Here is a 19,366-nt window from a genome sequence, read left to right as displayed (position 1 = left end):
CAGGATGAGAGCAGCGCTGCGGCAGGCATTCAGCTGGCACGCGGGCCCTCCGGCCTGGGGGCCGGCCATGGTCGCCGGCCTGGGCTGCGCCCTGCCGCTGGTGCTCGGCCTGTTCAGCGGCCATCCGGGTTTTCTCTGGGCCTCGGCCGGCGCCTTCCAGGCGGCGCAGGCCAATCCCTTGCACCGCTTCGGCATGCTGCGCCTGCTGCTGTTGACCCTGCTCGGCGCCTGCAGCGCCGGCCTGGGCTTCTGGTCCGCCAGCCACCCGCTGCTCAGCCTGGGCTTGTTTGCCTGCTACGGTCTGTTGCTGGCCTGGCTGCAACGCTTCGGCACCGAGGCGGGCAAGCTGGGTATCGGCCTGGCGGTGTGTCTGTGTCTCGGCCAGGGCCAGTTCGGCGTGGGCACGCTGAAGAATGCCGACGCGGTGGCCGCGCTGTTCGTCCTCGGCGGGCTCTGGGTCGCCCTGCTCGCTTTCGGCCTGCGCGGGCTGCACGGCCTGCGCATGTGGCCTCACATGCCACGGCTGATGGCCATTCTCAGGGTGCTGCGGCGCCACGCCAAGCGCCTGCCGGAGCAACGCTGGCGCCTGCACGCGCTGGGTTGCACCCTGGCCTGTGCAGCCGCCGGCCTGACCGTGCAGCTGGCCGGCCTGCAACGTGGCTACTGGCTGACGCTCGCCCTGATCGCCACCCTGCAGCTGGAATTCCGCGGCAGCCTGGTGCGCGCCCTGCAGCTGAGCATGGCCAGCCTGGCCGCCGCCGGCCTGCTGATCTACTTCGGTCACAGCCTGCAGAGCCCGCCGGTGATGGTCGCCATCATATTGCCGCTGATCATCGTCAGCCGGGCCTTCCAGGCCCATCACTACGGGCTGTTCGTGCTGCAGGTGACGGTCAGCTTCGTGCTCCTGGCCGAGAGCCTGTCACATGACTGGCATCTGGCTCAGGTACGCCTGTTCAACAGCCTGATAGGCGTTGTCCTGGCCATGCTGGTGGCGCTGCTGATGCACGGTCTGGAACAGTGGCTGAACCGCCGCAAGGAGGCCCCGCAACGCTAGTGTTGCGACTATGCTTTGGGCTCTGGCCTGGATGTTTGTCGAAGGAGTAGGACAATGCGGGGCAAGACCGGGAGCAAGGAGCGCCGTTTCCCGCTCCATGTGCACATCAGCGTGCTGTTCACCCTGCTGCTGCTCGGCAGCGGCGCGATCCTCGGCTTGTTCAATTATCACCAGACCACCCAGGTGATCATCTCCAGCAGCAAGCAGCTGTTCCAGCAGATGCGCGAAGAGGTGGAAAGCGACCTGCAGCAGACCTACCAACCGATCCGCCACCTGCTCGGCCTGCTCGCCCTCAACGAACGCAACCTCGCCGGCGACAGCCATCAGCGCATGAGTCTGCTGCCGCTGTTCGCCCAGGCCCTGCGCGACAATCCCAAGTTAGCGGCGCTGTATCTGGGCTACCCGGACGGCGACTTCTTCATGGTGCGGCCGCTGCGCGACGCGCGGATCAAGCAGATTTTCGACGCCCCGGACAGCGCCGCCTACCAGGTCTGGACCATCGACCGCAGCGGCGATGCCCGCCCCGTGTCCGAGTCGCAGTATTTCGATAGCGAGCTCAACTGGATCAGCCGGCGCCAGGAGCTGCGCGAGACCTACGATCCGCGCAGCCGCGGCTGGTACAAGAACGCCCGCGAGCGTGGCGCGCTGATCACCACCGACCCTTACGTGTTCTTCTCCACCAAGGACGTCGGCACCACCCTCGCCCGCATCAGCAGCGGCGACACCGTGATCGGCGCCGATCTGACCCTGGCCGACCTCTCCGCTACCCTGGCCCGCCATCGCGTCACGCCGTCCACCGAGGTGGTGCTCTACCGTCCGGACGGCGCGGCGGTGGCCTATCCCGACATGCGCAAGCTGGTGGTGAGCAACGGCACCACCCACCTGGCCCAGGTGGACCGCCTGAGCCCGGCGCTCGGCGAACTGTTCGCCCGCGGCCTCGACGAGGATCGCCAGGGCGCCATGCACCTGGCCGGCAGACAGTGGCAGGTGTCCTACAGCCAGCTCGCCGAGGGCGGCCCCAACGGCCTGCGCCTGGCCCTGCTGGCACCGGAGCAGGAGCTACTGGCCGACGCCTATCGCATCCGCTGGCAGGGCGCGATGCTGACACTGGCCATCCTGCTGCTGTGCATCCCGCTGGGCTGGCTGATGTCGCGCATCCTGGTCAAGCCGCTGCGCGCGCTGGTGAGCGAGGCCGAGGCGATCCGCAGCTTCGACTTCTCGCATCCGGCCAGCGGCCGCTCGGCGGTGCTGGAGATCGATCAGTTGGCGGTGGCCATGGGCAGGATGAAGGACACCCTCGCAGGTTTCCTCGAGATCACCGCCAGCCTGTCCGCCGAGACCCGCTTCGACCCACTGCTCAGGCGCGTGCTCAAGGAGACGGTCGACCTCAGCGAGGCCGACGCCGGCCTACTGTTTCTGCGCGACGGCGAAAGCGGCGCGCTGGAACCCCACGGCCTGTTCATCAACGACGAGCAGCACAGCCTCGACGAGCACCGCATCCCCACCTACCGGCCGAGCGAGCACATTCCCGAATGGCTGCGTCAGCCCGCCGAGGGCGGCGCCACCGCGGTGGCCTCGCTCGGCTACGACCAGGTCGACGGCCTGCAGAGCCTGCTGCACACCCTGGACAGCCCGCGGGTGCATCTGGTCTGCACTCGCCTGCACAACCGTCAAGGCGATTGCCTCGGCGTGCTCCTGCTGCTGCACCGCGACAGCGGCACCGAGCCGGTGATGCTGCGACCGCAGCGCATCGCCTATGTGGAGGCGGTGTCCGGCGTGGCCGCGCTGTGCATCGAGAGCCAGCGCCTGCTGGAACAGCAGAAGCAGTTGCTGGACGCCTTCATCCAGCTGCTCGCCGGCGCCATCGACGCCAAGAGCCCCTACACCGGAGGCCATTGCCAGCGCGTACCGGAACTGACCCTGTTGCTCGCCCGCGCCGCCGCCGACAGCACCGCCGAGCCGTTCCGCGACTACAGCCCCAGCGACGAGGACTGGGAGGCGCTGCACATCGCCGCCTGGCTGCACGACTGCGGCAAGATCACCACGCCCGAGTACGTGGTGGACAAGGCGACCAAGCTGGAGACCCTGTACGACCGCATCCATGAGGTGCGCATGCGTTTCGAGGTACTCAAGCGCGACGCCTGGGTGACCTACTGGGAGGGCGTGGCCAAGGGCGCAAGCGATACCGAGCTGGCCGACCTGCGCGACGCGACGCTCGCCGCGCTGGATGAAGAGTTCGCCTTCGTCGCGCGCTGCAACCTGGGCGGCGAGGCGATGGCGGACGCCGACCTGGAGCGCCTGCGGCAGATCGCGGCACGCACCTGGACCCGCACCCTGGACGACCGCCTCGGCGTGTCCTGGGAGGAGAACCAGCGCCAGGCCCGCACTCCCGCGCCCAGCCTGCCGGTGCGCGAGGCGCTGCTGGCGGACAAGCCCGAGCACCTGTTCGAGCGCCCCGCCAGCGAACTGATGCCCGCCGACAACCCCTGGGGCTTCAAGCTCGAGGTGCCGCACTACAAGCACAACCGCGGCGAGCTCTACAACCTCGGCATCGCCCGCGGCACGTTGACCGCCGAGGAGCGCTACATCATCAACAACCACATCGTGCAGACCATTCTCATGCTCGACCACCTGCCGTTTCCCCGGCACCTGGAGAACGTCCCGGAGATCGCCGGCGGGCATCACGAGAAGATGGACGGCACCGGCTATCCCAAGCGTCTCAAGGGCGAGCAGATGAGCCGGCCGGCGCGCATGATGGCCATCGCCGACATCTTCGAGGCACTCACCGCGGTGGATCGGCCCTACAAGAAGGGCAAGACGCTCAGCGAGTCGCTCGGCATCATGGCCGGCATGTGCCGCGGCGCGCACATCGATCCGCCGCTGTTCGGCCTGTTCGTCGCCTCCGGCATCCCTCAGGTCTACGCCGAGCGCCATCTGCGCCCGGAACAGATAGACGCGGTGGATGCGGGCGCCATCCTGGCCAAGGCGGGCCTGAACTGATCGATCGAGCGCCCATGAAAAAGCCCGGCCTAGGCCGGGCTTTTCGCTTGCACGCAGGGATCAGGCGTTGGCGATCGGATTATCCGGGTACCAGACGTCCAGCAGCGGGCTGAGGGTGAAGTCGCTCAGTTCCTTGCGGCCCTTGAGCCAGGCTTCCAGCTGGCTGCGTTGCTCTTCGTTGACCGAGCCGCGCTTGCCCAGGCAGACGAAGCCGTAGTCCTCACCGCCGACATAGCCCAGACCGTTGCCCTCGATGGCGTCGAGCAGGAAGGCGTCGAGGAACTCGTCGATCTCCGCCTCGCTCAGGCCCTCGCGCAGGTTCAGGGTCAGCTCGCAGCCCAGTTCCTGGAATTCGTCGACGCACAGCTTCTTGCGCAGGCGGCGGGAACGGTTGGTGGCCATATACACTCCTAGATACTCGATGGTTGCACGGGCGGCACTCTAGCAGGTTGAAGCGGCGGCTGCCCGCACGTTCAGAAAAAAGCGCAGGTCCCGTCGTTCGGTCCCCCGAGGCCGGAGGCATCGGGCATAATGCGCCGCATCCCGACCGCACCTCTTTTCGCCCCTCTTTCTTCTGGGCCAGTGCCATATGATCAAAACGCTCCGCAGTCTCCTCGTCGTCTCCCTGCTCGCTCCCGTCGCCCTCCCCCTTTCCGCCGCCCAGGTCAGCAGCGTGCTGCCGGCCAAGGTCCAGCAGGCACTCAAGGCCAACAAGCTCAAGCCCGCCAGCCTATCCGTGGTGGCCCTGCCGCTGGAGGGCGACGGCGGCATCATCCACAACGCCGACGTGTCGGTGAACCCGGCCTCGACCATGAAGCTGGTCACCACCTACGCCGCCCTCGAACTGCTCGGCCCCACCCACCAGTGGCGCACCGAGTTCTATGGCGACGGCCCGCTGAAGAATGGGGTGCTCAACGGCAACCTCTATCTCAAGGGCGGCGGCGACCCCAAGCTGAACATGGAAAAGCTCTGGCTGATGATGCGTGACCTGCGCGCCAACGGCGTGCAGCAGATCACCGGCGACCTGGTGCTGGACCGCAGCCACTTCAACCAGCCGCAGCTGCCGGCCTTCAACGACGACGGCGGCAACCCGAACAAGCCCTTCCTGGTCGGCCCCGACTCGCTGCTGGTCAACCTCAAGGCCGTGCGCATGATCGCCCGCACCTCGGGCGGCAAGGTCAGCGTGATGATGGAGCCGCCGCTGACCAATGTGCGCATCGACAACAAGGTCAAGGCCCTCGGCGCCGCCAAGTGCCCGGCCTGGCCGGACGTGCGTTACAACCCGGTGACCCAGTTCGACGGCACCACCCTGATGGTCACCGGCAAGCTGGCCGAGGGCTGCAGCGCGCAGACCTACCTGGCCCTGCTCGATCACCCCGGCTACGCCGCCGGCGCCGTGCGCGCCATCTGGCAGGAACTGGGCGGCAGCATCCTCGGCAAGGACCGCGTCGGCGACGTGCCGGAGAAGGCCCAGCTGCTGGCGCGCACTTTCTCGCCGGACCTGGTGGAAGTCATCCGCGACATCAACAAGTACAGCAACAACACCATGGCCCAGCAGCTGTTCCTCAGCCTCGGCCAGACCTTCCGCGACCGTGCCGACCCGGACGACGCCAAGGCCGCACAACGGGTGATCCGTGGCTGGCTGGCGAAGAAGGGCATCACCGCGCCGCACCTGGTGATCGAGAACGGCTCCGGCCTGTCGCGCGCCGAACGGGTCAGCGCCCGCGAGATGGCCGGCATGCTTCAGGCCGCCTGGCACAGCCCCTACGCGGCGGAGTTCATCGCCTCGATGCCGCTGGTGGGCATGGACGGCACCATGCGCAAGCGCCTCAAGCGCACCGGCATGGAAGGCCAGGCCCATATCAAGACCGGCACCCTGAACAACGTGCGCGCCATCGCCGGCTTCACCCGCACGGCCAAAGGCAAGAACTGGGTGGTGGTGGCGATCATCAACGACCCGCGGCCCTGGGGCGCCTCGGCGATCCTCGACCAGCTGCTGCTGGACATCTACCGCCGCTGACGCGGTGGCAAAGAAAAGCCCGCCAGATGGCGGGCTTTTTCATGGCGTACATCCCTAGCGCCGCCCTTCGGGCAGCTTCGCCGTGAAAAACGGCTGTCCTGCCTTTTTTTTCATGGGAGCCCTGCTCAGGCCTTGGCGGTCAGGCGCCAGGCGCGGTGGATCTTGGCGTTGCGGGCGAAGTCCTGGTCGACGGTCTGCGCGCTGATCTCCTCCACCGCGTAACGCTCGGCCAGGCTCTCGTCGAGCTGGAACTTGCGGAAGTTGTTGGAGAAGTACAGCACGCCGCCCTTGCCCAGGCGGGCCATGGCCAGGTCGAGCAGGCGCACGTGGTCGCGCTGCACGTCGAACACCCCTTCCATGCGCTTGGAGTTGGAGAAGGTCGGAGGGTCGATGAAGATCAGGTCGTACTCGCCACGGTCGGCCTCCAGCCAGGCCATCACGTCGCCCTGCTCCAGGCGCTGCTTGTCGGAGAAGCCATTCAGCGACAGGTTGCGTCGCGCCCAGTCCAGATAGGTCTTCGACAGGTCGACGCTGGTGGTGCTGCGCGCGCCGCCCTTGGCCGCGTGCACGGTGGCCGTGGCGGTGTAGCAGAACAGGTTGAGGAAGCGCTTGCCGGCCGCCTCCTGCTGGAAGCGCAGGCGCAGCGGGCGGTGATCGAGGAACAGGCCGGTGTCCAGATAGTCGGTGAGGTTGACCAGCAGACGCAAGCCGCCCTCGTTCACTTCCATGAACTGGCCCTGCGTGGCCTGGCGCTCGTACTGCTTGGTGCCAGCCTGGCGCTCGCGGCGCTTGATCACCACCTTATCCGGCGAAATGCCCAGCGCCACCGGAATGGCGGCCAGGGAATCGAGCAGGCGCGCCTGGGCCTTGTCCGGGTCGATGGAGCGCGGCGGCGCGTATTCCTGCACATGCACCCAGTCGCGGTATAGATCGATGGCCAGGGCGTATTCGGGCATGTCGGCGTCATACAGGCGGTAGCACTCGATGCCGGCCTTCTTCGCCCACTTGCCCAGGCTCTTGAGGTTCTTCTGCAGGCGGTTGGCGAACATCTGCCCGCCCTCGGACAGGCGCGCCGGCTCGCTGGCCACCGGCGCCGCAGCACCCTCCCCGCCGGCCTGGCGCCGCTCGCTGCGCTCACCGGTGACGAACTGCTCAGGCAGCACCTTGAACAGCAGCAGCTTGCACGGCAGCGCGCCGTTCCAGAAGGCGTACTGCTTGTGACTGCGCAGGCCCATGCGCTTGCCCAGCTCCGGCGCGCCGGTGAACACCGCCGCCTCCCAGTTCAGGCAGCTCTGGCGCAGGCGCTCGCCGAGGTTCTGGTAGAGATACAGCAGGCTCGCCTCATCGCCCAGGCGTTCGCCGTAGGGCGGGTTGCTGACGATCAGGCCGGTCTGGTTCTTGTCCGGACGCGGCTCGAAGGTGGCCAGTTCGCCCTGGTACAGCTTGACCCATTCGCCGAGGCCGGCGCGGTCGATGTTGTTGCGCGCCGGCTGGATCAGCCGAGGATCGGCCTCGTAGCCGCGAATCCACAACGGCGGCTTGGCCAGGCCGGCGGCGGCGCGCTGCTCGGCCTCGGCGTGCAGCTTCTTCCAGATCGCCGGCACATGGCCGAGCCAGTTGGAGAAGCCCCAGCGCTCGCGTTTCAGGTTCGGCGCCATGTCGGTGGCGATCATCGCCGCCTCGACCAGGAAGGTGCCGACACCGCACATGGGGTCGGCCAGCGCGCCGCCCTCGGCGGCGATGCGCGGCCAGCCGGCGCGGATCAGGATGGCCGCGGCCAGGTTTTCCTTAAGTGGCGCGGCGCCTTGCTGCAGGCGGTAGCCACGCTGGTGCAGGCTGTGCCCGGAGAGGTCCAGCGACAGCACCGCCTCGCCGCGATCCAGGCGCAGGTGTACGCGTACGTCCGGGTCGACCTTGTCGATGGAGGGCCTGGTGCCGGCCGGCGTGCGCAGCTTGTCGACGATGGCGTCCTTGACCTTCAGCGCGCCGAAGTGGGTGTTGTCGATGCCGGCGCCGTGGCCGCTGAACTCCACGGCCAACGTTCCGGCCGGGTCCAGGTGTTCGGCCCAGTCCACCGCCAGCACGCCCTGATAGAGCTCCTCGGCGTTGGCTACCGGGAAGCGGCGCAGCACCAGCAGCACCCGGTTGGCCAGGCGCGACCACAGGCACAGGCGGTAGCCCACCTCGATGGGCGCGAAGCCGCGCACGGCGGCGGTCTGCTCGCGGGCCTCTTCCAGCCCCAGGCCACCGGCCTCCTCGAGCAGCAGGCCCTCCAGGCTCTTGGGGCAGGTCAGTATCAATTCGTAGCGGTCAGACATAAGAGAATCCAGTCAACGAGGCGGCACGCCGCCGAGTGTGACGGAAGGTCGCAAGGCGACCCTTCGTCGGAATAGAGAGCGCTCTCAGACGAGAGCCGTTCGCAATGGCAAAGCGCCTGCGCGGCCGGCCGAGACTCAATCGTCACGCGGGCTGCGGCCATCGAACAGCGAAAAAAGAGTTGAACCTTATGGCTCGTCCCCCGTTCACGTTACGCCCTTATGACAAAACGATCATTCACAGGGTGAAAGGCATTCGATAGAAATCAACTCAGGCCGACACCGCAACGGTGCCGGCAGGTGGCCCGCCACGCCGGCAGCGGGCCCCACTCGCAGAAGCATTTTCTGCCTGGTCCCACCAAGGGGCCAACGGGACATAACAGTCAACAGTGAGGGCAACACCCGATGAGAAGACTTAAGCGTGATCCGTTGGAACGAGCTTTCTTGCGCGGCTATCAGCACGGCATTCATGGTAAATCCCGCGATATGTGTCCTTTCACCCACCCCACGACCCGTCAAGCCTGGATCAACGGCTGGCGCGAGGGCCGCGGTGACAACTGGGACGGACTGACCGGCGCCGCCGGCATCCACAGACTCAACGAACTTCACGCCGTCGGCTGAGAACAGGATCACCCCGACTTCAACCAGACCGTCCCATCCGGGCGGTGGGCGAGAGCCCGAGGGCCCCTCCGGGGCCCTTTTTTATTGCCCATCTTCCAGCTCTCCGCAGCGCAAGGCTGCGCAGTGCCCGCACCCGCTACTTCGGCAGCGCGGCGATGGCGTCCACCGCCTCGCGGATCAGCGCCGGGCCCTTGTAGATGAATCCAGAATAGATCTGTACCAGGCTGGCGCCGGCGGCGATCTTCTCGGCCGCGTGCGCGCCCTCGGTGATGCCGCCCACGGCGATGATCGGCAGACGGCCCTTGAGCTCGCCGGCCAGCGCGCGCACGGTATGGGTGCTCTTGTCGCGCACCGGCGCGCCGGACAGGCCACCGGCCTCGTTGCCGAACGGCAGATGCTCTACCCCTTCACGTCCCAGCGTGGTGTTGGTGGCGATCACCGCGTCCATGCCGGTTTCGACCAGCGCCTGGGCCACCTGCACCGTCTCCTCGTCGCTCATGTCCGGGGCGATCTTGATCGCCAGCGGTACGCGCTTGCCGTGCAGCACGGCCAGGTCTTCCTGACGCTGGCGCAACGCCTCGAGCAGCTGCTTGAGCTGGTCGCCGAACTGCAGACTGCGCAGGCCCGGGGTGTTGGGCGAGCTGACGTTGACGGTGACGTAGCTGGCGTGGGCGTAGACCTTGTCCAGGCCGATCAGGTAGTCGTCCACCGCGCGCTCGACCGGCGTGTCGAAGTTCTTGCCGATGTTGATGCCCAGCACGCCCTTGTACTTGGCCGCCGCTACGCGGGCCAGCAGGTGATCGACGCCGTGGTTGTTGAAGCCCATGCGGTTGATGATCGCGGAGGCTTCCGGCAGGCGGAACAGGCGCGGCTTGGGGTTGCCCGGCTGCGGGCGCGGGGTCACGGTGCCGATCTCGACGAAGCCGAAGCCGAGCTGGGCGAAACCGTCGATGGCGTCGCCGTTCTTGTCCAGGCCGGCGGCCAGGCCGACGGGATTGTCGAACTGCAGGCCCATCACACTCACCGGCAGGCTCGGTGCCTTGCACAGCAGGCCGTTGAGGCCCATGCGGCCGCCAGCACCGATCAGGTCGATGGACAATTCGTGGGAGGTTTCGGGAGCAAGACGGAACAGCAGCGCGCGGGCCAGGTCGTACATGGGCGGGTCGGCTCGGATAGTGACAGTGGGAAGCAGGGCGCGATTATAGCCGCCGGCACTAGCCGCGGGCGAGGCAAGGGAGTAATAAGGCGCCTTAGCGCAACTGGCGCAGGCCCAGCAGCTCGCCTTCCGCGCTGAATTCCAGCTCGAATACGCCGTGGATGCCGTCATGACGCAGGAACGGCCGCAGGTGATGGGCCGGCAGGCTGACCTTGCGGCCGTCGCGGCTGTGCAGCAGGACCCGGTTGGCACGCCCCTGGTATACGGCCAGGTAGCGCTCGGCAGGCAACGCGATATCCAGCACCAGGCTGGGCATGGAGGCATCCTCGACAATGATCGGATTCATTCTGCCACAGGCGCGAAAAATCCCGCCCCTCAGGGCCATAGACCTCGCGCAGTGCGATAGTGCAGCCGAACTTCCGCTCTGCCACACTCAACTCCAAGCACCTGGAGTGTCCCGCGGGTCATGAGCCTCTCCGAATCCCCCACCAGCATTGCCTCACGCCTGTCTGCCCTGGCCCAGCGCCTGGGTTTGAGCGGGCGTGTGCCGCGCATGGTGTTCGAGCGAGCGCGCACACTGCGGCTGCCGTTCATGGCGCTGCCGGTGCCGACGCAGAGCCTATGGTGGCAGGCCGGGCCGCCCCTGCAGCGGCTGGTGGACCTGCCGCGCGATGCCCTCTCCGGGCCGGTACAGGAAGACAAGGCCGCCGCACGCGCCGTGCTGATGGGGGTGGTCGAGCGCGAAACCCAGCACCTGGACGACTTCGACCTGCGCCGCATCGACGGCCTGTGCAGCCCGCCGCCCAGCCTCGACGACAGCCTCGCCAGCTTCGAGGAACTGGCCGCCAGTCCTCTAGGGCGCTGCGCCCGCATCATCAGCTACAAGGACTTCCTCAAGACCATCAGCCACGCCATGCCGCGCTTCCTCGCCGCCGACGCGGTGGAGCTGCGCCAGGCCAGCTGGCATGGCGAACGGCTGTACTGGGCTGGCGAACAGCATGGCGAGGAGTTCGCCTGCGCCATCGCCTATGCACGGCTGCGCGGGCTCGAAGTCACCCTGCCGGCCGAGCTGACCCGCTACCGCCTGAGTGCCAGCGGCCTGGCCGAGCTGCAACGGCTCTACCACATGACCGCCATGCCGGTGCAGGCCTGGAGCGAGCCGGCCTTCATGAGCCTGCTGCTCGATCACGGCCTGCCCTACGCTCGCCTGTCGCTGCTGCGCTACCCGCAGGCGCCCGAGTTCCTGCTGCTGCCCAAGGAATCGCCGGAATCCAACGCCTTGGGCGAAGGGCTGCGCCTGGCCGGCGCGCCGGACGTGATCGCCTATATCGAAGCGCTGCAGCAGCGCACCGCGAGCTGATTCGAAGGGGGTTGGAACCGACCAACCGAATGGTTGGCCGGAATCGCCGCACTCAGGCCCGGCTGGCGACCTGATTGTCCAGACGCACTTCCTGGGTCACGCCCCAGCCGTCCATCACCCCGCCGAGCGGCACCACCAGCGCCTCCAGATCCTGCTCGAAGTCGCCGATGCCGGCATGGGTGGCATACATCACCTTGCTCACCTGCAGGTGCCAGGCGCCGTCGTCACGGGCGCTGACCTGCGCGTTGAGGGATTCGCCGCGGAACTGCAATGCCGCCTTCCTGGCCCGCTCCTCGTCGGGAAAAATGGCGTAGAACTCGATGGGATGAACCCGGGCGAAATCGAACCCTCCCTCCTTCATGCGGCGCAAAACGTTAGTGCTGACATCATCTTGGAAGGTTGTGCTCATAAACGACCTCCTCTCAGGCGATGGATTGACCGCTGCCGCCAGAACGGCGGCTTTGCGACACCTTGAGGTGCCACCCGAGAACCAGGCAGAAACCGCCTGATCTGTCATGACGGGCGCAAGCCCGGGGCGGCAGGCCTCGCGAATGCAGCCCGGACCGCCCCTGCTTGAGGGTAGTGCCTGTTCGACCGATATGCCCGCCCTGGTACGACGGGCGGCTCAGTCGCGCGCCAGCCAGGCCATCACGGCGCGGTTGACGGCAGGCGGCGACAGCTGGCCGGACCAGTACATCAGACCGAACAGCCAATGGATGGTGCGATGTACTCGCGGTGCGCTGACCTGCCGCCACGCCGCCTCGGCCACATGCTCGGCGCGCAGCCGTACGCCCAGGCGGCGCAAGGTCGGCGGCGTGAAGCGCTGGCTGTCGACCATGGGCGTGGCGACGAACGGCGGCATCAGGTCGCCGACGCGGATGCCATGACGCCGCCACTCCAACTCCAGCGCCTCGGTCAGTCCGCGCACGGCGAACTTGGAGGCCGAATAGCTGACCATGTGCGGCGTGCCGTACAGGCCCGAGGCCGAGCCCATGTTGATCACCTGCCCGCGCGCCGCGCGCAGGTAGGCAAAGGCGGCGTGGGTGACCTGCAGCAGGCCGACCACGTTGATCTGCAGAATGCGCGCGTGCTCGGCCGGATCGATCTCCTCGAACAGGCCGAAGCGCAGCACGCCGGCACAGTTGAACAGCACATCCAGGCGCCCGTCCGCGCCGCAGAAGTCGGCCAGCGCCCGTCGCACCGCCTCGCCGTCGGTCACATCCAGCGCCGCGTGCCAGGCGCCGCCCAGTTCCGACGCCAGCGCCGCCAGCGGCTGCGCGCCCACGTCCAGCAGGCCCACGCGCCAGCCGCGGGCATGGAACAGCCGGGCGCTGGCGGCACCGATGCCGGAAGCCGCGCCGGTAATCAGAATGCTCTTCATCGGCAGCCCTTCTCTTCGAGGAATTCGACGACCCGCCGCAGCGCCAGCGCAGCGACCTCCAGCAGGCCGCAGTTGATCTGGAACACGTGCCACTGGCGCGGGTAGACCTCCAGGCGCAGGTCCAGCCCGGCGCAGTCGCGCAGACGCAGGCTCTGGGTCAGCAGGTGCTCGTCCTCGCCGACCTGCACCAGCAGCGGCGGCAGGCCCGACAGGTCCGCGTGCAGCGGCGACAGCGCCGGCACCCGGCGGTTAATGCCCGGCGGGCAGTACGCGTCGGCGCCCTGCCCCAGCCAGGCGGCGCTGAGCAGCGGGTCGCCGGCTGGCGGCTGGTGCCAGGTGGCGCCACTCAGGTCGGTCACCGGCGAGAAGCACACCAGCGCCGCTGGCGATGGCAGCCCTTCGTCGCGCAGGCGCAGCGCGGTGGCGAGCGTCAGGTGGCCGCCGGCCGAGTCGCCGGCGATGGCGATGCGCTCGGCCGGCTGGCCCTGCTCCAGCAGTGCGCGATAGGCGGCCAGGGCATCGTCGGCGGCCGCCGGCCAGGGATGCTCGGGCGCCAGACGGTAATCCAGGGCGCAGACCCGTGCGCCGCTCAACGCGGCCAGGTGGGTGGTGATCGCCCGATGGGTCTGCGGGCTGCCGATCATGAAGGCGCCGCCGTGCAGGTACAGCAGCACCCAGCCGTTGTCCTGCGCCGGCCGCAGCCATTCGCAGGGCACCGCGCCGAGTCGCCCGGGCTCGATCGTCACACCGCGGGCTCGCGGCGCCACCAGTGTGGCCAGGCGTAGCACCCGCCGCTGCACCACCGGCGACACACTCGGGCGCATGCCGAGCGCGAACACCAGGCGCGTACAGGTGCGCAGCAAGGCGGTGAGCAGGCGCTGGCCAACGCCTGGTGCCGGCAGCTCAACGGACCCGGTCATAGTCGCTCCACTGCGGTCGGCGGGTGTGATTGCGGTAGCTGAAGGTGAAGCCGGCCCAGTTGTTGGTGTGCTTGCCGGCGGCGTTCTTGTACCAGCTACTGCAGCCCTGCTCCCACACCGAGCGCTGGATGTCGTGCTGCACCTGGCGGTTCCAGGCGTCCTGCACCGGCCGGCGCACGTCCAGATAGCGCACGCCTTTCTGCAGTTGGTCCAGACAATCCAGCACGTAGGGGAACTGGCTCTCGAGCATGTAGATGATCGAGTTGTGGCCCAGGTTGGTGTTCGGCCCGTAGAGGATGAACAGATTGGGGAAGCCGGCGACGCTGATGCCCTTGTAGGCCTCGGCGCCGTCGTGCCAGGCCTGGTTGAGGTCGAGGCCGCCGAGGCCGCGGATGTGCATCGGCGCGAGGAAGTCGCTGGCGGCGAAGCCGGTGCCATGGATCAGCACGTCCACCTCCCGCTCCACGCCATCGGCGGTGACGATGCCGCGCTCGGTCACCTCGCGGATCGCCTCGTTCACCACCTCCACCTGCGGCTGCACCAGCGCCGGGTAGTAGTCGTTGCTGATCAGGATGCGCTTGCAGCCCAGCGGGTAGTCCGGCGTCAGCTTCGCGCGCAGCGCCGGATCGGCCACCTCGCGGGCGATGTGGCGCAGGAACAGCTGGCGATAGGGCTTCATCAGCCAGGGCAGAAGGAAGAACGCCACCCCGCGCACCTCGTGGAACAGGTACTGCCAGGCCCGGTCGAGTTTCTGTGTCCAGGGCCAACGCCGCATCAGCGCCCGCTCGAAGCGGCTGTAGGCGCGGTCCGGCTTGGGCAGCACGTAGGCCGGCGTGCGCTGGAACAGGTGCAGGCGACCGACTTTGGGCACGATCTGCGGCACGAACTGGATGGCGCTGGCGCCGGTGCCGATCACCGCCACGCGCTTGCCGGTCAGATCGACGTCGTGGCGCCAGCGCGCCGAGTGGAAGCTCTCGCCGGCAAAGCGCTCCAGCCCGGGCAGCTTCGCCTGCAGCGGTCGGTTGAGCTGGCCGCAGGCGCTGACCAGCGCCCGCGCGCTGAAGACGGCGCCATCGCCGGTGGTCACCCGCCACAGGGCGGCCGCTTCGTCGAACCAGGCATCGGCCACCTCGCTGTTGCAGCGAATGCGCGGCGCCAGTTGGTGCTTGTCGATGCACTCGCGCACGTAGGCAAAGATCTCCGCCTGCGGCGCGTAGCGCCGGCTCCAGTCGGTCTTCGGCTCGAAGGAAAAGGAATACAGGTGCGAGGGCACGTCGCACGCCGCGCCGGGGTAGTGGTTGTCGCGCCAGGTGCCACCGGGCTCGGCGCCCTTCTCGAGGATCAGGAAGTCGTCCTCGCCGCGCTTGCGCAGCAGCATGGCCAGGCCGAGGCCGGCGAAGCCGGCACCGATGATCAGCACGCCCAGGGGTGCCTGCTCGGGAGTCTTGTTGGTCATTGTTTTCTCCGTGAGCCGCCAGTATCGCGGATGAACGGATGCTACCCACTCCCCACGGTGCGGTTTATGGCATAGTCGGCCAACAAATTGTGACTTTCGGACAGAGCATGGCCCGCCCTCGCCGCAGCGCCGTCAGCGTGCAACTCCTCACCCAATACGCCCTGGATCTGGGCCTGAGCCTGGACGTCTGCCTGCAGGGCACCGGCCTGGACTGGCGCTTGCTGGCCGACCCCGGTGCCGAGGTGGACGCCGAGCAGGAGCTGCGCCTGGTGCGCAATCTGGTGCAGGCCTGCGGCCAGCGCCCCGGCCTCGGCCTGCCGCTGGGCCGCCGCTATCGGCTGAACAGCTACGGCATCTGGGGCTTCGCCCTGCTCGCCAGCCCGTCCTTCCGCGACGCCGCCAACCTCGGCCTGCGCTATCTCGACCTGACCTACGCCTTCCACGGCATGCGCCTGGAGGAACGGGACGAGGAGGTGCATTTGCTGCTCGAGGATCAGGACGTGCCCACCGACCTGCGCGGCTTCCTGCTGGAGCGCGACCTGTCCGGCATGCTGCAGGTGCTGCGCGAGCTGTTTCACCGCGATCTGCCGATCCTGAGGGTGGAGCTGGACCTGCAGCAGCCGGCCGACCCACGACCCTTCGTCGAGGAGATCGGCGTGCTGCCGCTGTTCGAGCGCCCGCACAACCGCTTCGTCTTCCCCCGCCACCTGCTCGACCTGCCGCTGGCCGGCGCGCATCCGCAGGCGGCGCAGCTGTGCGAGGAACAGTGCCAGCGCCTGCTGGCCAAACGCAGCCAGCACGACGGCCTGGCCGGGCGCATCCGCGCGCTGTTGCTGGAGCGACCCGGCCGGCTGCCGGACATGGAACAGGTCGCCGCCAGCCTGCACATGAGCTCGCGCACCTTGCGCCGGCGCCTGGACGAGGAAGGCAGCCACTTCCGCCAGCTGCTGGACGAGGTGCGCCAGGCCCTGGCCGGAGAGTTGCTGGCCACCGGCGGCCTGAGCCTGGAAGAGATCGCCGAGCGCCTCGGCTACGGAGAGGTATCCAACTTCATCCACGCCTTCAAGCGCTGGAAAGGCGTGGCGCCCCGCCAGTTCCAGCGCACGGCGGGGGATTGCGTGTAGGGCGCCCTCGCCGAAGGCAGCGCGCCGACGAGGCTGTGCGCGGCGGTGAGGTTCGGTTGGTGGGCTGCCGCTGCGCGGCGAGGCCACCCTACGTGCGTGCGTAGTAGAGTGGCATGGAGGGCGCCCTCGCCGCAGGCAGTGCGCCGACGAGGCTGTGCGCGGCGGGGAGGTTCGGATGGTGGGCTGCCGCTGCGCGGCGAGGCCACCCTACGTGCGTGCGTAGTAGAGTGGCATGTAGGGCGCCCTCGCCGCAGGCAGTGCGCCGACGAGGCTGTGCGCGGCGGTGAGGTTCGGATGGTGGGCTGCCGCTGCGCGGCGAGGCCACCCTACGTGCGTGCGTAGTAGAGTGGCATGGAGGGCGCCCTCGCCGCAGGCAGTGCGCCGACGAGGCTGTTCGCGGCGGTGAGGTTCGGATGGGGGGCTGCCGCTGCGCGGCGAGGCCACCTTACGTGAGTGCGTAGTAGAGTGGCGTGGAGGGCGCCCTCGCCGAAGGCAGTGCGCCGACGAGGCCGTGCGCGCCGGTGAGGTTCGGATGGTGGGCTGCCGCTGCGCGGCGAGGCCACCTTACGTGAGTGCGTAGTAGAGTGGCGTGTAGGGCGCCCTCGCCGAAGGCAGTGCGCCGACGAGGCCGTGCGCGACGGTGAGGTTCGGATGGTGGGCTGCCGCTGCGCGGCGAGGCCACCTTACGTGAGTGCGTAGGAGAGTGGCGTGTAGGGCGCCCTCGCCGAAGGCAGTGCGCCGACGAGGCCGTGCGCGACGGGGAGGTTCGGATGGTGGGCTGCCGCTGCGCGGCGAGGCCACCCTACATGGAGCATTACGTGGGCGCTAGTCGCGAACGGAGACGCTAGCGCGACTCCGCCCCGGCGGCATCGCTGACGCCCGTGGTGTTGCGCAGCAGGCTCTGGGTGGCGACCTGCAGGAAGGCTTCCAGGCGCTTCTGCAGCTCCGGCTGCTGGGCGTCGTCCTTGAGCACCTCGACCTTGCGCTCTTCCAGCTGGTAGCGATAGAGCTTGGCCGGCAGGCCCTTGGGCTGCACCAGCACCTTCTCGCCGCTGACGATGGCCACCGTCTGGTCGCTGCCGGACGGCTTGATCACGCCGAAACCGGCGTCGTTCTCCGCCAGGTTCAGCAGGTCGCGGCCCCAGCACTGGTGACGGGTTTCGCCGCCGAGACGGCCCATGATGGTCGGCACCACGTCGATCTGCGTGCCGACGGTGTCGCGGCGAGCGCCGAACTGCTCACGGATGCCCGGAGCGATCAGCAGCAGCGGCACGTTGTGGCGATACAGGTCCATCTCGGTGAGCTGCTCGGGGCTGCCGAAGCCGTGGTCGCCGACGATCACGAACAGGGTGTCCTTGTAGTACGGCGACTGCTTGGCCTTCTCGAAGAACTGGCCCAGCGCCCAGTCCGAGTAGCGCATGGCGGTGAGGTGCTGGTTGTAGGAGCCGCGGTCGGTCACCGGCGGCACCGGCAGCTGCTCCGGCAGCGCGTAGGGCGTGTGATTGGAAAGGGTCTGCAGCAGCGCGTAGAACGGCTTGTTCGGGTCCAGCTTGGCCAGCTCGGCGGCGCCACGGTCGAACATGTCCTGGTCGGACACGCCCCAGGTCGGGTCGATGAACACCGGGTCGACGAAGTCCTCGCGGCCGATGAAGTTGCGCATGCCCTGGTTGCTGAAGAAGCCAGACTGGTTGTCCCACTGGAAGTTGCCGTTGTAGACGTACAGGTCGTCGTAGCCGCGCACGCTGAGCTGCTGCGGCAGGCCGGAGAACTTGTGGCTGCCCTCGGGCATGCGCATCAGGTACTCGAAGCTCGGCAGGTTGGGGAAGCAGGCCATGGTGGCGAACATGCCCTGGTGGGTGTGGGTGCCGTTGGAGAAGAAGCGGGTGAACAGCAGGCCCTCCTCGCTCAGGCGGTCGAAGTTCGGCGTGATGCCGGCCTCGCTGCCCATGGCGCCGACCCAGCGACCGGCGAAACTCTCCATCAGGATGACCACCACATGCTTGACCGGCAGGGTGCCGTCGGCCGGCGGCGTGAAGTCGCGGCGCACCGCGGCGCTGCCTTCGTCCACCAGCACATCGTGCTCGCCCAGTAGCATCTGCCGCACCACGGCCTGCGCCTCGGCGTCCGGCATGGTCGATTTCCAGGCGTTGTCGCGGTGATCGGAGAAACTGTTCTCGGCGGCATCGACCAGGGTGAGGATGCCGTTCAGGCCCAGGTGGTTGGCAAAGATCGAATCGGTGGTGAAGGCGTCGCCCCAGCGCAGCGGCGGGCCCTGCTTGATCGTGCCGCGGGCGGCGAGCACCGCCACCAGCAGACACAGGAAGAACACGCCGAAGCGCTTGTACCAGGCCATGGCCGGGCGCGCCTGGCGCGGCCGGGTGGCGTGTTCGATCCAGCGGAACAGCATGGCCACGGCCAGGCTGCCCAGCGCCCAGGCCAGCAGGTAGCGGGCCACCGGGAAACCGTGCCAGAGCATGCTCGACACCGTGCCCATGTCCTCTTCCAGGTACTGGAACACCAGGCTGTTCAGGCGCTGGTGAAACTCGCGGTAGAAGTCCAGTTCGGTGATGCCGAGCAGCAGGCTGAGGCTGGCGACGGTGCTGAGCCACACCACCTGGGCGCCGCGCGCGGCCATGGCGCGCAGGCTGAGGATCGACAGCAGCAGCGGCGCGACGGCATAGACCACCACGCGCAGGTCGAAGCGCGCGCCGTTGAAGAAGGCCTCGAGCAGGTCGCCGGTGGCAGTCTCGCCGATCAGCTCGGCGTTGTGATTGAGCAGGGCCAGGCGCAGCGCGGCGAACATCAGCATCAGCAGCAACGCGCTGGCGAGAGTGAAGGCGAAGTGACTGCGCAGATTGGGTTGCAGGGCGTCCACTGAAGGCATGACGAAATGGCGTCCGAAATTGAGAGGGCGGCGATATTCGTCCGCGACAGGTGAAAATTCTGTCGAAACGGCACT

15 protein-coding genes are annotated in these 19,366 nt (G+C 68.1%); 6 read left to right on the top strand and 9 right to left on the bottom strand.

Annotation, left to right across the window (positions count from 1 at the left end; all coding sequences use genetic code 11):
• Positions 1 to 4 precede the first annotated feature (4 nt).
• Positions 5 to 1,054: an FUSC family protein gene (locus NF616_RS09745; RefSeq protein ID WP_252273044.1), complete on the top strand. Its 1,050-nt coding sequence runs from the start codon at positions 5 to 7 to the stop codon at positions 1,052 to 1,054.
• 54 nt (positions 1,055 to 1,108) lie between these two features.
• A complete protein-coding gene (locus NF616_RS09740; protein ID WP_252273043.1) occupies positions 1,109 to 4,054 on the top strand; it encodes an HD domain-containing phosphohydrolase in 2,946 nt (981 codons plus the stop codon).
• Between the two features lie 60 nt (positions 4,055 to 4,114).
• Here NF616_RS09740 and NF616_RS09735 read toward each other — a convergent pair whose 3' ends face one another.
• On the bottom strand, positions 4,115 to 4,456 hold the full coding sequence (locus NF616_RS09735; protein ID WP_252273042.1) for a 50S ribosome-binding protein YggL: 342 nt from the start codon (positions 4,454 to 4,456) through the stop codon (positions 4,115 to 4,117).
• Between the two features lie 187 nt (positions 4,457 to 4,643).
• On the opposite strand from NF616_RS09735, the gene dacB reads away from it, so the two are divergent.
• Entirely contained in the window at positions 4,644 to 6,074 is a 1,431-nt protein-coding gene (dacB, locus tag NF616_RS09730) for a D-alanyl-D-alanine carboxypeptidase/D-alanyl-D-alanine endopeptidase (RefSeq protein ID WP_252273041.1), read from the top strand.
• A 125-nt stretch (positions 6,075 to 6,199) separates the two neighbouring features.
• Here dacB and rlmKL read toward each other — a convergent pair whose 3' ends face one another.
• The gene (rlmKL, locus tag NF616_RS09725; protein ID WP_252273040.1) at positions 6,200 to 8,392 is read right to left on the bottom strand and encodes a bifunctional 23S rRNA (guanine(2069)-N(7))-methyltransferase RlmK/23S rRNA (guanine(2445)-N(2))-methyltransferase RlmL; all 2,193 of its coding nucleotides are present in this window, start codon (positions 8,390 to 8,392) and stop codon (positions 6,200 to 6,202) included.
• Positions 8,393 to 8,794: 402 nt separating this feature from the next.
• Here rlmKL and rmf point away from each other — a divergent pair, with 402 nt between their 5' ends.
• On the top strand, positions 8,795 to 9,010 hold the full coding sequence (gene rmf, locus NF616_RS09720; protein WP_043307847.1) for a ribosome modulation factor: 216 nt from the start codon (positions 8,795 to 8,797) through the stop codon (positions 9,008 to 9,010).
• Positions 9,011 to 9,146: 136 nt separating this feature from the next.
• Here the strand turns inward: rmf and NF616_RS09715 are convergent, their stop codons facing one another.
• Positions 9,147 to 10,166, bottom strand: coding sequence for a quinone-dependent dihydroorotate dehydrogenase (locus NF616_RS09715; protein WP_252273039.1), 1,020 nt, complete (start codon positions 10,164 to 10,166; stop codon positions 9,147 to 9,149).
• Between the two features lie 94 nt (positions 10,167 to 10,260).
• Positions 10,261 to 10,482: a DUF2835 domain-containing protein gene (locus NF616_RS09710; protein WP_252273390.1), complete on the bottom strand. Its 222-nt coding sequence runs from the start codon at positions 10,480 to 10,482 to the stop codon at positions 10,261 to 10,263.
• A gap of 150 nt (positions 10,483 to 10,632) precedes the next feature.
• On the opposite strand from NF616_RS09710, the gene NF616_RS09705 reads away from it, so the two are divergent.
• Positions 10,633 to 11,526 (top strand): DUF6685 family protein, encoded by an 894-nt coding sequence (locus NF616_RS09705; protein WP_252273038.1) that lies wholly within the window; start codon positions 10,633 to 10,635, stop codon positions 11,524 to 11,526.
• A gap of 52 nt (positions 11,527 to 11,578) precedes the next feature.
• On the opposite strand, the gene NF616_RS09700 is transcribed toward NF616_RS09705, so the two are convergent.
• The 4 genes from NF616_RS09700 to NF616_RS09685 all read right to left on the bottom strand — a co-directional run bounded on the left by NF616_RS09700 (position 11,579) and on the right by NF616_RS09685 (position 15,283).
• The gene (locus NF616_RS09700; protein ID WP_252273037.1) at positions 11,579 to 11,935 is read right to left on the bottom strand and encodes a ribonuclease E inhibitor RraB; all 357 of its coding nucleotides are present in this window, start codon (positions 11,933 to 11,935) and stop codon (positions 11,579 to 11,581) included.
• Positions 11,936 to 12,151: 216 nt separating this feature from the next.
• Positions 12,152 to 12,907 carry an SDR family oxidoreductase gene (locus NF616_RS09695; RefSeq protein WP_252273036.1) on the bottom strand — a complete coding sequence of 252 codons (756 nt, stop codon included), beginning with the start codon at positions 12,905 to 12,907 and terminating at the stop codon, positions 12,152 to 12,154.
• A complete protein-coding gene (locus tag NF616_RS09690) occupies positions 12,904 to 13,827 on the bottom strand; it encodes an alpha/beta hydrolase (protein ID WP_252273035.1) in 924 nt (307 codons plus the stop codon). Before NF616_RS09690 ends, NF616_RS09695 begins: the two co-directional genes overlap by 4 nt.
• Positions 13,811 to 15,283, bottom strand: coding sequence for a flavin-containing monooxygenase (locus NF616_RS09685; RefSeq protein WP_252273034.1), 1,473 nt, complete (start codon positions 15,281 to 15,283; stop codon positions 13,811 to 13,813). Before NF616_RS09685 ends, NF616_RS09690 begins: the two co-directional genes overlap by 17 nt.
• A 107-nt stretch (positions 15,284 to 15,390) precedes the next feature.
• Between NF616_RS09685 and NF616_RS09680 the strand changes: the two genes are divergently transcribed.
• Positions 15,391 to 16,407: an AraC family transcriptional regulator gene (locus NF616_RS09680; RefSeq protein WP_252273033.1), complete on the top strand. Its 1,017-nt coding sequence runs from the start codon at positions 15,391 to 15,393 to the stop codon at positions 16,405 to 16,407.
• Positions 16,408 to 17,251: 844 nt separating this feature from the next.
• On the opposite strand, the gene NF616_RS09675 is transcribed toward NF616_RS09680, so the two are convergent.
• Complete coding sequence (locus NF616_RS09675) at positions 17,252 to 19,291, bottom strand: LTA synthase family protein (protein ID WP_252273032.1); 2,040 nt, start codon at positions 19,289 to 19,291, stop codon at positions 17,252 to 17,254.
• Positions 19,292 to 19,366 lie beyond the last annotated feature (75 nt).

This window comes from Pseudomonas subflava (genome assembly GCF_023823685.1).
Classification (GTDB): domain Bacteria; phylum Pseudomonadota; class Gammaproteobacteria; order Pseudomonadales; family Pseudomonadaceae; genus Aquipseudomonas; species Aquipseudomonas subflava.
This window is presented reverse-complemented; position numbering and strand designations above follow the sequence as displayed.

Excerpts from the sequence above, each read along its gene's own strand:
- NF616_RS09685 (WP_252273034.1), bottom strand. The coding sequence starts at position 15,283 with ATGACCAACAAGACTCCCGAGCAGGCACCCCTGGGCGTGCTGATCATC.
- dacB (WP_252273041.1), top strand. The coding sequence starts at position 4,644 with ATGATCAAAACGCTCCGCAGTCTCCTCGTCGTCTCCCTGCTCGCTCCC.
- NF616_RS09700 (WP_252273037.1), bottom strand. The coding sequence starts at position 11,935 with ATGAGCACAACCTTCCAAGATGATGTCAGCACTAACGTTTTGCGCCGC.
- NF616_RS09705 (WP_252273038.1), top strand. The coding sequence starts at position 10,633 with ATGAGCCTCTCCGAATCCCCCACCAGCATTGCCTCACGCCTGTCTGCC.
- NF616_RS09710 (WP_252273390.1), bottom strand. The coding sequence starts at position 10,482 with ATGCCCAGCCTGGTGCTGGATATCGCGTTGCCTGCCGAGCGCTACCTG.
- NF616_RS09715 (WP_252273039.1), bottom strand. The coding sequence starts at position 10,166 with ATGTACGACCTGGCCCGCGCGCTGCTGTTCCGTCTTGCTCCCGAAACC.
- NF616_RS09735 (WP_252273042.1), bottom strand. The coding sequence starts at position 4,456 with ATGGCCACCAACCGTTCCCGCCGCCTGCGCAAGAAGCTGTGCGTCGAC.
- rlmKL (WP_252273040.1), bottom strand. The coding sequence starts at position 8,392 with ATGTCTGACCGCTACGAATTGATACTGACCTGCCCCAAGAGCCTGGAG.
- rmf (WP_043307847.1), top strand. The coding sequence starts at position 8,795 with ATGAGAAGACTTAAGCGTGATCCGTTGGAACGAGCTTTCTTGCGCGGC.
- NF616_RS09680 (WP_252273033.1), top strand. The coding sequence starts at position 15,391 with ATGGCCCGCCCTCGCCGCAGCGCCGTCAGCGTGCAACTCCTCACCCAA.
- NF616_RS09745 (WP_252273044.1), top strand. The coding sequence starts at position 5 with ATGAGAGCAGCGCTGCGGCAGGCATTCAGCTGGCACGCGGGCCCTCCG.
- NF616_RS09690 (WP_252273035.1), bottom strand. The coding sequence starts at position 13,827 with ATGACCGGGTCCGTTGAGCTGCCGGCACCAGGCGTTGGCCAGCGCCTG.
- NF616_RS09740 (WP_252273043.1), top strand. The coding sequence starts at position 1,109 with ATGCGGGGCAAGACCGGGAGCAAGGAGCGCCGTTTCCCGCTCCATGTG.
- NF616_RS09695 (WP_252273036.1), bottom strand. The coding sequence starts at position 12,907 with ATGAAGAGCATTCTGATTACCGGCGCGGCTTCCGGCATCGGTGCCGCC.
- NF616_RS09675 (WP_252273032.1), bottom strand. The coding sequence starts at position 19,291 with ATGCCTTCAGTGGACGCCCTGCAACCCAATCTGCGCAGTCACTTCGCC.